The sequence below is a fragment of the Tenacibaculum aquimarinum genome (assembly GCF_022478115.1).
In the GTDB taxonomy this organism is placed as follows: domain Bacteria; phylum Bacteroidota; class Bacteroidia; order Flavobacteriales; family Flavobacteriaceae; genus Polaribacter; species Polaribacter aquimarinum_A.
Genome location: NZ_JAKGSC010000002.1, coordinates 136,640 through 149,130, shown reverse-complemented (window position 1 = coordinate 149,130; position 12,491 = coordinate 136,640). Strand labels below are relative to the sequence as shown.

Genomic DNA, 12,491 nt, shown 5'->3' with positions numbered 1-12,491 from the left:
TTTCTAAAAAACTTAATGTATTTCTTTTTTCAATAAATGAGGAAACTTACTTTTAAAAGCATTTAATCTTGGTATAGATATCTTTTGGATGTAAGGATTCTCTGGATGTAATTTCTCGTAATTTTGGTGATATTCTTCAGCCTCATAAAACTTAGTAAACTTTGTAACTTCTGTAACAATTTTACCGTTATATTTTTCTCTATTTAATTTTGAAATAGCAGCGTTTATAATTTGTTTTTCTACTTCCGTTTTATAAAATGCAATAGAACGATATTGAGTTCCAAAATCTGGATATTGACCATTTACAGTAGTTGGATTGTGAGAACCGTAAAACACATCTACAAGTGTTTTAAAAGATACTTTTTTAGGATTATAATACACAGCAACTGTTTCTGAATGTCCTGTTCTACCAGTTCCTATAGATTTATAAGTTGGATTTTTAGTGTGTCCGCCTGCGTAACCAGAAACGGCTTCTTCTACCCCACTTACGCTTTCAAAAATTGCTTCTACACACCAAAAACATCCACTTGCAAAATACGCAACTTCAGTACCTTTTTCAGATTGAAAAACAAAGGTTTCTGCCTTCTTTTCTTCCGAAGAAAAAATAAATAGTGTAAATGTTAATGCGGTTAAAAAAAGTAAAGTTTTTAAAAGTTTCATGTTAAATATATTTTTTGTTTTAAAGATTCAAAATTATTAATTTATTAAAATTAACTAGAATCTATTATTTGGTCGTATCAAAACAAGACTTCGTACAATTGTTTACAACTTTAGCATTTTGTTAAGAATGATAGTTGTAAAATGCTAGATAGATACTTACTTTTGTTATTCAAATTTATAATAATTAATGGAACATTTTATAGTATCTGCACGTAAATATCGCCCTCAAAATTTTGAGGATGTAGTTGGGCAACAAGCCATAACAAATACGTTAGAAAACGCTATAAAAAACAACCATTTAGCGCAAGCTTTATTATTTACAGGGCCACGTGGTGTTGGTAAAACTTCTTGTGCACGTATTTTGGCCAAGAAAATAAATCAACAAGATGCAGCACTTTCTTCTGAAGATGAAGATTTTGCTTTCAATATTTTTGAATTGGATGCAGCGTCTAACAACTCTGTTGATGATATTAGAAATCTTACTGAACAAGTTCGTATTCCACCACAAATAGGTAAATATAAAATCTATATTATTGATGAGGTGCACATGCTTTCTGCTTCTGCATTTAACGCATTTTTAAAAACGTTAGAAGAACCACCAGCACATGCCATTTTCATTTTAGCAACTACGGAAAAGCATAAAATAATTCCTACCATATTATCTCGTTGTCAAATATTCGATTTTAAACGAATTGGTGTTTTAGATGCCAAAAATTATCTAAAAACAATTTGTGAGAAAGAGAACATAACTGCAGATGATGATGCGTTACACATAATAGCTCAAAAGGCAGATGGCGCAATGCGAGATGCTTTATCAATTTTTGATAGAGTTGTTAGTTTTTCAGGAAATAATTTAACGCGTGAAGCTGTAACTGAAAACTTAAATGTTTTAGATTATGATGCTTATTTTTCTATAACAGATTTGTTGTTGGAAAACAAAATTCCTGAAGTGTTAGTTAACTTCAATACTATTTTATCTAAAGGTTTTGATGGACAGCATTTTATTAACGGTTTAGCAAGTCATTTTAGAGATTTATTAGTAGCTAAAGATAAAGCTACTGTTTCTTTGTTAGAAGTTGGAGACAATACTAAAAAGAAGTACTTAGAACAAGCTACAAAAGCAACTCTACCGTTTTTATTAACCTCTATTGATAAAGCAAATGATTGCGATCTAAAATATAGAGCTAGTAAAAATCAACGTTTGTTGGTCGAGTTAACACTTATGCAAATTGCCTCTATCACTTTTGATGGAGAAAAAAAAAAGTCAGCTAACTACATAATTCCTGCTACTTTTTTTACTGCATTATCTCCTGCTGTTAAAGAAATTGCAAAACCAAAATCTTTAGAGAAGAAACCTGTATCAGTTCAAAAAACTGTTATTGAAAAACCTAAAACAACATTAAAAACTCCGGTTCTTAAATCTACCAAGAGGCGTTCTTCTGCATTTTCATTAAAATCGGTTTTAGAGAAAAAAGTAGACAATACTAAAAGTGTTGTTGAAGAGAATTACGATAATCATCCAAGAACTCCTTTTACTGAAAAAGAACTTATTAAGAGTTGGAATTTATATCAACAAAAGCTAATTAAGCAAGGTGAAAAGAACATGGCTTATGGTATGAGTTCTAGTGAACCTAAATTATTAGAGGAGTTTAAAATTAGTTTTTTATTGCCAAATGATTTAATGAAGAATCAATTAAAATCTGGTAGTACAAAACTAGTTTCATTTTTACGAGAGTCTCTTAATAACTACGGAATTAACTTGGAACTCAATGTTAGTGAAACTGTTGAAAAAAAGTTTGCTTACACTCCTCAAGAAAAGTTTGATAAATTAAAGGAGAAAAATCCATTACTAGAAGAACTTCGTATAAAGTTTCAACTAGACATGTAATTCTTCTTTAGAATTTACATTTTTACCTAAATACACCAAAGAAATATTTTCCTTCTTTTCATTTTTATTCTCAAATTCAGGAATTAAATATAAGTTCTTTCCATTTTTTACAAATAATGGAACAGATTTTACCTCATTATAAAGTTTAGAGAATGTTGTGATATATTCTTCTTCACTATTAATTTTAACTTCAAAAATTTCGGGATTACCTCTAAATGCTTCGCTCAAATTAATATAATCGTCTTTTGGAGTAAGAAAATTAAATTTATTTTTTTCTGAATTACTACGAATTTCATCTGAAGTTGCTAATCTATAAGCACCGTGCTCTCCAAAATCTTTAGAAAAATTATTAATTGCATATTCATTTACGGCTTCACTCCCAGTCATAGAAAGTAAATACCCAACATCATTTAACTCTATATTATCTGCCAAATTATCTCCATATATATCTACAGAAAAAGCTTCTAAATTAGATTTAATAGCTTTATCAATATAGTTTTTATTAGAATCTATTAATACAACTCTTTTTCCATAATCTTTTAAGTAACTAGCAATTAACCTTGCTGGTCCAGAAGCCCCTACAATTAAAATTGCATTAGAACTTTTTAAGAATACACCAACCATTTTAGCAAATAATCTTGCTGTAGTAGCGTTTAAAAGTACAGTTCCTAATACTATCATAAATACTAAAGGTGTTATGTACTCTGCTCCTTCAACACCCTGCTTTATTAGTTTACTTCCAAATAGAGAAGCAATTCCGGCAGCCACAATACCTCTTGGACCAACCCAACTTATAAATAATTTTTCGTTAAACTTTAAATTTGAATTATGTGTACTTAAAAAAACTGCAACTGGCCTTATTACAAATACTACTATAGCAAATAATATTAAAGTATTCCAAGAATATAACAGCATTAAATCTTGAATATCAATATTAGCAGAAAGTAAAATAAATAGCATTGAAATTAACAATACACTTAAAGATTCTTTAAAATAAAGTAATTCTTTTAAGCTTTTTAAATTACTATTTCCTAAAACCATTCCCATTACTACAACAGCTAATAAACCAGATTCATGGGCAAAAGCTTCAGATAAAACAAAAACGGATAAAACTGCCGATAATGAAACAACATTCATTAAATAATGAGGTACCAATTTTTTATTAATTGCAAAAGCCAATGCATGTGCAAAGGTAAATCCGAAAGTTGTTCCAAATAAAACAATTTTTCCGAATTCTAATAAGGCTGTTTTGGTAAAGCCTCCGCCTCCGCCAACTGAAATAAATTCAAAAACTAAAACGGCAACTAATGCTCCAATTGGGTCAATTAAAATTCCTTCCCATTTTAAAACTGTAGAAACATCTCTTTTTAAAGGTATATTTCTTAAAATTGGTGTAATTACTGTTGGACCTGTAACAATTATTAGTCCAGAGAAAAGATAAGAAATCTCCCAACTTAAACCAAAAATATAATGAGCAACAATACCTGCTCCAAAAAAGGTTACAGCAGATCCTAAAGTAATTAATTTAGTAATTACTGGTCCTACATTTTTAATTTCTTCTCTTTTAAGCGTTAAACCTCCTTCAAAAAGAATAATACTTATTGCTAATGAAACAAAATAGTACAAACTTTCTCCAGGAAACAACCCTTTTTTACCATTCCAAATTGGTTCTATCCATTTAGATCCATCTTCACTAAGAAACTCTGCAGCTATTGGTCCAACCAAAAGACCTATTAAAATTAAGGGCAAAATTGCTGGAATTTTAAATTTCCAAGCAAACCATTGTGCAATTATTCCTAATATTACTATTCCAGCTAATTCTAACATTCGTATATTTTGTAAATGATAAATATAATAGTTTTTTTATATGTTATAAGCTTTTTTTAGCTTCGAACACGTAAAATAAAACTTTTGATAATAAAAATAATTAATTGGCTCTTAATTTTTACCCCTACACAAAAGATAAACGACTGAAAATCAAACTACATTTTACGTTAAAAAGGTAATTAGTTAATTTCTAAACTTTTTTTCACTTCATTTCCAAGGTCATCAATTACAGTTAATATGTATTTACCTTTTTTAGGGCTTACAGCAATTTCATGGTAATTTTCGGTCATTTTTAAAAACTCATCATTCAAATACCAGTATACTTTTGCTTCAGTATTAGTATGTACTAATTTAAATACTACTGAATTTACTTTCTCATCAAACCCTTTTGTTAAACTAATTTTGGTATTTCTTTCCTTCGGAAAAACAAAAGAAATACTATTCTTTTCTAACGGATTACAACCTGTTTTAAATCTTGGTAATTGCTTATAATCTGCATTGTTTTGTTTATAATAATAAGCCATTAAAGGCGGCAAACTAAACCAAGTTTTTTTAGAAATTGAAGCTATATCTTCACAATTTGCAGTTACACGATACAAATTGTCTTTACTCAACAAAATCTCTTTATGAAAAGGACATGACTTGGATTTAAATCCATTTTGAGGGATTCTTTTTATGACTGAAGGACAAATTGGCAACGCTAAATAACCACTTTTTGTACAAATATTTTCTTCAATCAATGCTTCAAAAGGTTCTAAAAACCAATCTGATTTTGGCATTAAATTAAACACATCAAACAATAAAGGAGAAGCACTTCCAACACCTGTTAAATCTGCTCTACCTTCTCCGTCTGAGTTTCCTACCCAAACACCAACAACATAATTTGAGTTAGCTCCAATTGCCCAAGCATCTCTATTTCCAAAACTTGTTCCTGTTTTCCAGGCTATTTTTTTAGCAGAATCGTAATATTTCCAAGCTTGATCTGTTGCTACACGATTAACATTAGTCAAGGTTTCTAAGGTTAAAAACCAAGAACCTGCATCTACATTTTTAGGCTGATTAACAACTTTACCAAACTTTACTTTTTCATTTTTAAAATAAGTAGGCTCAACAAATTCATTTGAATAATATTGATGTTTTAATTCTTCAAAATGATTTACGGTTGAAGACATTCCTGCAAATGTTTTACATAAATCCCACAAACTTGCCTCTGCTCCGCCTAAAATCAATGATAATCCATAATGATTTGCAGATCTATCAATGTGTTTAATATTGTATTCTTTTAAATCTTCTCTAAATTTTTCTAGCCCATAACGCTGTAACATTCGTACTGCAGGTATATTCAAAGAACGTGTTAAAGCTTCATCAGCAGGAACTGCGCCATCATATTTCTCATTAAAATTTTTAGGCGTATAACCAGCAATTTCTGTGGGAATATCTGAAACTAATTGTTGTGGTAACAAATCTCCTGATTGTAACATATTTGCATATAAAAAAGGCTTTAAAACACTTCCTGTACTTCTTCTCGATAGAATATTATTTACATTTTTTTGATGTTTTTTATCCGTTGGAGCATTACCAACATAGGCTAAAACTTTTCTAGTTTTTACATCCAAAACCAAAACTGATATGTTATAAACTTCGTTTTGTTTTAAACGATTATAATGTCTTTTAACTAATTGATTTACTTGTTTTTGCAAATGAATATCTAAAGAAGTTTCAATACGATTTCCTTTGTCTTTTTTTGAAATTTCTTGCGTTAAATGTGTTGCCGTTGTTGGCAACTTATAGGGTTTTTGAGGTAATTCTTCCGCAAGTGCTAATTCTAAAGTTATGCTATCAATTATAGATTCTTTGAATAATTTATGAAGTAATTTGTTACGTTTTACTTTTAATCTCTCTTGATTTTTTCCTGGATAAATTAACGCTGGTGCATTTGGCAACACGGCCAAAGTTGCACTTTCTGCCCAAGAAAGTTGTGATGGTTTTAAACCAAAATAACGCCAAGAAGCCATTTCTAAACCAACCACATTTCCTCCAAAAGGTGCATTAGAAGCGTATAAATTCAGAATTTCTTTTTTTGAATGTCTAAATTCTAATCGCGTTGCAAGAATTACTTCTTTTAACTTTTCTGTATAGCTTCGTTTCTTATTTTTTCTGGATAAACGAATTACTTGTTGGGTTAACGTACTTCCTCCTCGAACCACTTTTCCTGCTTTTCTGTTTTGCTGAAATGCTTTGTAAATTGAAATCGGATTAAAACCAATATGCTTATAAAAATGAGCATCTTCAAACTGTACAATAGCTTGTTGAAATTTTACAGGAATACTATCTGATTTTGGAAAACGCCATTGTCCATCATCTGCTATTACGGCTCCTAACAATTCATTATTATTTGCTAAAACAACAGTGGAAGTTGGTTCATTAAAAAGAGTTTTAGGTAAACAAAAATAATACGCAACCAATAAAACCAAAAGAACAATTAGTTTCTTTGGATGCGTTTTTATGATGTTTTTTAGCTTTTTCATTTTCTTTTTTCTGTCATTCCTGCGTAGGCAGGAATCTATTCTGACTCTTTATGGATTCCTGCCTTCGCGGGAATGACAAATTTATATCATCTACTTAACAACTTTAATCCACTGCCCTTTTGTACGTGCAACATAATCATTGTCATACATTGCTTCTACTTGTGTTCCTGGTAGATAATAATCTCCTAAATAAGAAGCATTTAATAAAATTTTAAATGTTTTTTGCTCATTTCTTCCTAATGAAAAGTAATAATTTACACGATCATCTCTAATATCAGTATAATCAACTTTAGTATTTTGTTGTCCTCCAAAATCAGTAAAACGAGTATTCACAATTTCCCAACCTGAAGGTAATATTTGAGTTAAAGCAACATTTTTAACAGTATTTGTTGATGTATTTTTCACAAATACTTCAGCAACAATATTAGTTCCTTGTTGTAATTCTTTTGGAGAAATTAACTTTCCATCTTTGGTTTTATAATGTACATATACTTCTAAGTTTTTATGAAAAACGTCTTCACTTCCAACTGGTAAAATTCCTTCTGAAGTAATAGTAGCATATAAAATTCCATTTGAATTATTCTTAACTTCTAAAGAGTTCTCTTTTTTAATAGCAGTCAATTTTGTGTCAAAAAGAGATTTATTTGTTGTTGCATTTACATTTTTTCCATTGAAAGAATACGTTGCATTTACATTTTCAGCTTGTTCATTTTGCATTACAAATTTTGCAATTGCTAATAAACTATAAGAAGTTGTTTGTGTGCTCATCCATTTTTCACTTGATAATTTATCGGCTATTTTCTTTGCCAATTTTATCGATTTAACTTCATCTTTTAATAAAGAATAGGTTTCTAAAGCCATTGCATCATCTCTGGTTTCAGAACCATAGTAATAGTAATTTCGTCTCTTATTTTCTGTAGTTAAGGTATTTAAAACACTGTTAGCAATAGATTTTTTTCCAATTAAAGCATACGCCATTGCTAGTCTCATTTTAGCTTCATTAGAAATATTTTTGGTTTCACGTAAACGATTCATCGATGCTAAATCTGGCGTAGTTGCTAACGCTAACGTGTATAATCTATAAGCTTGTGCCAGTTCATTTCCATAACGATTGTCTTTTCTCCAATTACGAGCTTGTTGTTTTTGATACGAAACCCAACTATTTTTAAATCCGATTGGTAACACATAACCTTGCTTTTCTGCTTCTAATAAGAAATGACCTGCGTAGGTTGTTCCCCAATCGTTTGCATTGCTATTTCCACTCCAATAAGACAATCCGCCATTTGCTAATTGAAATCCAGATAATCTATTAATTGCATGTTTTACATTTCTTTCTACCGAAGCTTTTTTCTCATTTGACAAATCAAATAATTTTGTTAAATATAACTGCGGAAATGCGCCAGACGTAGTTTGTTCTACACAACCATGTGGATAACGAACCAGGTAATTCAAGCGTTTCGTAAAATTCATTGGTGGCAACGTAGAAAATTCTACACTTGCGTTGTTAGTTCCAACGGTTCCAAAAGAACTAAAATTAAAGGTCTTAGTTTCATTTCCTTTTAAGATAATATCATAAGTTTTTGTTGTAACTGGATTTGGATTTACAACATCTATTTCTACTGAATAATTTGCTTTTTCTTTTCCAGAACTTGCTATAACATCTACGTTACAAATGCCTTTAAAATCATTTACTTTTACTTTAAAATAAACCATTTTTTCATCTGGTTGCTTAAAATTAATTGTTTGCGTTTTATTTCCAACAACAGTAAAAGAGGAATTCGGTTTTAAACTGACAGACACATTTTTTACATGATCTTTCATGGCAAAAACGGTAACTGGCAAAGTAACAGTTTCAGAAGGTGTAATTTTTCTTGGTAGAGAAGCCAATATCATTAAAGGTTTACGCACAAAAACAGTTTTTTCGGCACTTCCGTAAGCATCTTTTTTTGTATCACTTGCAACAACCATTGCTCTAACAGAACCAATATATTTTGGAATGTTAACCACATGAGATTGCGTTTTACCAGCATTTAAAGTAAACGGACCTAAATACGTTACCATTGGCTTAAATCTGTTGGCTTTTTTGTTCTTGCTTCCTGCTTCTGTCTCGTCTCCTCCAATACTTAAAATCTGATTTATTTTTCCACCATAAGCGCCAATTACATCATCAAAAATATCCCATGTTTTTACACCTAAAGATTGTTTTGCAAAGAAAATATTCCACGCATTTGGTGTTTTAAATCGTGTTAAATCTAACAAACCATCATCAACTAAAGCCAACGTATATGTCATTGGTTTTCCGTTTGTTTCTGCTACTTTTATTGTTGTACTTTCTTCTGGCCTAATTTCATCTGGCATAGAAATTACAGGTTGTAATTTTGTTGCCGGATTTTCTACCAACATTGGCATAGAACCGTACATTCTAATTGGTAAATCGTTTTTGGTTTCGTTATGTTTTTGCAATAATGAAATGTTTACAAATACATTTGGTGTGTATGTTTTTAGAACAGGAAATGTAAATTCAGTTTGATTTTTAGCAGTTTCTACCCAAAAATTTTCTAACACTTCTACGCCATTTTCAATAGTAACTAATGCTCTTTGACCTACTGAAGAAGGAAACTTCACAGTTGCTTTTTCATCAACTTTATAGCTTTCTTTATCTGTTGTAAATTGTAATAAAGTTGCATTATTCTGGTTCGATTTCTTTTTATTGTACCAAGAAGGCCAGTCGAAATAAACAATTTCAGAAGTACTATGTTTACCTGTTTTATCGGTTACTTTTATTAAATATCTTCCCCAATCATTTTCATCAACTTTAAATTTAAACTGTCCTTTTCCGTTAGATGAAGTACTGGTTATTAATTGCTTGTATGGTTTATGAAATTGAGAACCATCATAACGAGATAAATTATCATCTCCTGTACTCCACCACCATCTCCAAGTAAGTGAATAAATTTTTACTTCAACATTTTTTAATGAAATTGGTTTTCCTTTTTCAGTAATTGAAGCAACATTAAAAGTATATTCTTTATCTGTATATAAATAGTTTCTAGAACCTTTTTCAACTGGAGATTCTACACCAACATAACGGGCAAAAGGAGAAAGTTTTTTACTAAAAACATCGGTGCTAAAATCACCTCCATTTTCATAAGCTTTTGTTATAAACGATGCTTTTAGCATTCCAGGAGCTTTGCTTTTAAGCGTTGGTTTTACAGAAAATTTTGCAGTTCCTGCTTCTGATAATTTTCCATCATATATTGAAAACTCTTCTGTTTTAAAACGCTTAGTTACATCATCAAAATTATAATTTTTGAAATTTTTAAATTCAGTTTTTGTTGGGCTGAATTTCCCATTAATATCTAATTTTAAACTTTTTGCAATAGCTCCATGCAACCATTTTACTTCTACATCACCAGAAATTGAAGCATTTGAAGTAAAAATTTCTTCATCTGTTTTCAACTTAATTTTTAATCGATTTGGTTTAATAGTTTCAACTTTTATTGTTTTATTAAAAATAGCGCCTCCAACGATTGTTTTTACTTTCCAATTTCCTGTTGGCGCATCTTGGTCTGTCTTTGTAGTGTACGCATATACGTTATCAGGATTTTTATGTAAAATTTTACGGTCAATAATTTTTCCATGAGGATTTGTTAATTCGAATTTTATTGGATGTCCGTCTGGAATTGGGTTTGCATTGTCATTTAAAACAAATGTTAGAAAAATATTGTCTCCAGGACGCCAAACACCACGTTCTCCATATATATACCCTTTTATTCCTTTTTGAAGCTTTATTCCAGAAACATCAAACTTACTCATAGAAAGTGCTTCACCATCATTTAGCTTTATATACGTTGTATTATTTCCTTTAGAAATAACAGCAAAATACGCTTGTGGTACATTTTCAAAACGAGCAATTCCATCGGAACTTGTTTTGGAAGTTTTAACTTCTTGCTGCTGTAAATTAACCAACTTTACACTAGCCGCTTTTACAGGTTTTGTAGTTAATAAATCTGTAACTGCTATAAAAATCGAATTGTTAGTTCCTTTTTTTACCGTTACTCCTAAATTGGAAGCAACAATATTTTTACTAATATTTTTATTGTAATAATAAGATGAAGTACATGGATTTTCTCTATCGTTCCAATTGTAGTTTCTATAATTATAGTTGTTATAGTAGTTTGTAGAATTATAAAACGCTTCGTTTAATTCTTTTTTTCCATAGACAATGTTGATGTTATTCTCTTTTCCATCACATTGATACGTAGCATATTCTTGATTATAATTTAATTCCAAACGATACATTGCACCTGCTTCTGGTGTAATAATATCTGCTAAATCTATAGCAAAAGCATTGTTTTTATCGAGTTGTAAACCACCACTTGCTAAGTTTATTGTATGAGCTGCAACTGGTCGACCAACTGTACGAATATAACCAGCGTTACTTATTTTATTACTCTGTAAAAATTGCAGCATATTATCTTTATACACCTTATAAATGGTTGCATCTACTGCTTTTAAATTTACTGCCTGAAAATTTACTTTTAAATTTTCTGAACTTGGTAAAATGGTTCCGCTTTGTAAAAAACTGATTGAAGGTTTTGGTTGTTCAAAAAACAATTTTCTAATGGTATTTTCTTTTAATGAATATCCATCTGTGTTTTTAATTCCGCTAAAAACCTCGATTTCAACTGCTTCTTTATGTGCTATTTTAGGAAAAACAGTTACCTTATTTTTATCAATCTTATAAGTAAACTTGGTGTTTTTTGTGTTGTTGAAAGCAATTAGTCCGTTTAAATTCTGCGTTGTTTTTATAGGATCAGAAAAACTGATTGCTATTTCTTGATTTCCATCTTTAGAAACATCAATTGCTGTAATTTTAAAATTGTTTTTTCCAATTATAAAAACGTCTCTTTCTCCTTTGGAAGAAGAATTAATTGACTTTCCGTTCCAAGATAATTCCAATTTTTCATCATTTTCAAAACGCTGAATACTATCAATAGTAAAACTGATTTTTGAAGCATATTTTTCAGTTGCATCAAACTGAATAGGAATGTTTTTGTTTTTATACGTTGCCGTTACTATGTTTTCTAATTTAGAAGTTTCTATAACATCGCTTGCGCTTATAACTCCGTCTATATAGTTCCAATTTTTATCATAACTCTGCGGAGAAAAATTATTAACAACAAAAACTTGTTCTTTGGTTTTTACCTTAAAAACAAAATCTTTTTTATCCGTAGAAACGCCAGTGTAAATAACTGATAAATTAGTAGTTACAATATATTCTTGATTCCCTTTTAGTTTTTCAGTTGGTGTAAAAACCAACGTATTTCCTTCAACAGAAACGGTTCCTTTTACATTTGGAGAAAGTGTAATTATATTTTCTGGAATTGTAGAAGAAGCTATCGGTTTTACCAATTGCACCTTTATTTTGTCAGTTGTAGAAATAATCTCTTTTGGAAAATGACTAACAAACTCAACAAAATCGTTGGTTTTAGAAACTTCTTTTGTAGTCTTTTTACAAGCAACAATACTTAATAATAAAACCGTAGTAAACAGATAAACATACTTTTTCATAATGCAGAATTTTA

Annotated in this window: 5 protein-coding genes; 1 reads left to right on the top strand and 4 read right to left on the bottom strand. The window is 30.1% G+C overall.

Translation table 11 applies throughout. The features are described from left to right. Window positions 1-12: 12 nt before the first annotated feature. Window positions 13-660: a peptide-methionine (S)-S-oxide reductase MsrA gene (gene msrA, locus L1S33_RS06560; RefSeq protein WP_240561743.1), complete on the bottom strand. Its 648-nt coding sequence runs from the start codon at window positions 658-660 to the stop codon at window positions 13-15. A 187-nt stretch (window positions 661-847) separates the two neighbouring features. Between msrA and dnaX the strand changes: the two genes are divergently transcribed. Then, window positions 848-2,548 carry a DNA polymerase III subunit gamma/tau gene (gene dnaX, locus L1S33_RS06555; RefSeq protein WP_240561742.1) on the top strand — a complete coding sequence of 567 codons (1,701 nt, stop codon included), beginning with the start codon at window positions 848-850 and terminating at the stop codon, window positions 2,546-2,548. On the opposite strand, the gene L1S33_RS06550 is transcribed toward dnaX, so the two are convergent. From L1S33_RS06550 to L1S33_RS06540, 3 genes are all read right to left on the bottom strand, one after another. After that, window positions 2,537-4,375: a cation:proton antiporter gene (locus tag L1S33_RS06550; RefSeq protein WP_240561741.1), complete on the bottom strand. Its 1,839-nt coding sequence runs from the start codon at window positions 4,373-4,375 to the stop codon at window positions 2,537-2,539. The two genes, dnaX and L1S33_RS06550, sit on opposite strands and share 12 nt — an antisense overlap. A 179-nt stretch (window positions 4,376-4,554) precedes the next feature. Beyond that, the gene (gene pbpC / locus L1S33_RS06545) at window positions 4,555-6,903 is read right to left on the bottom strand and encodes a penicillin-binding protein 1C (RefSeq protein WP_240561740.1); all 2,349 of its coding nucleotides are present in this window, start codon (window positions 6,901-6,903) and stop codon (window positions 4,555-4,557) included. A gap of 90 nt (window positions 6,904-6,993) precedes the next feature. Further along, a complete protein-coding gene (locus L1S33_RS06540) occupies window positions 6,994-12,477 on the bottom strand; it encodes an Ig-like domain-containing alpha-2-macroglobulin family protein (protein WP_240561739.1) in 5,484 nt (1,827 codons plus the stop codon). Window positions 12,478-12,491 lie beyond the last annotated feature (14 nt).

Excerpts from the sequence above, each read along its gene's own strand:
- dnaX (WP_240561742.1), top strand. The coding sequence starts at position 848 with ATGGAACATTTTATAGTATCTGCACGTAAATATCGCCCTCAAAATTTT.
- L1S33_RS06550 (WP_240561741.1), bottom strand. The coding sequence starts at position 4,375 with ATGTTAGAATTAGCTGGAATAGTAATATTAGGAATAATTGCACAATGG.
- L1S33_RS06540 (WP_240561739.1), bottom strand. The coding sequence starts at position 12,477 with ATGAAAAAGTATGTTTATCTGTTTACTACGGTTTTATTATTAAGTATT.
- msrA (WP_240561743.1), bottom strand. The coding sequence starts at position 660 with ATGAAACTTTTAAAAACTTTACTTTTTTTAACCGCATTAACATTTACA.
- pbpC (WP_240561740.1), bottom strand. The coding sequence starts at position 6,903 with ATGAAAAAGCTAAAAAACATCATAAAAACGCATCCAAAGAAACTAATT.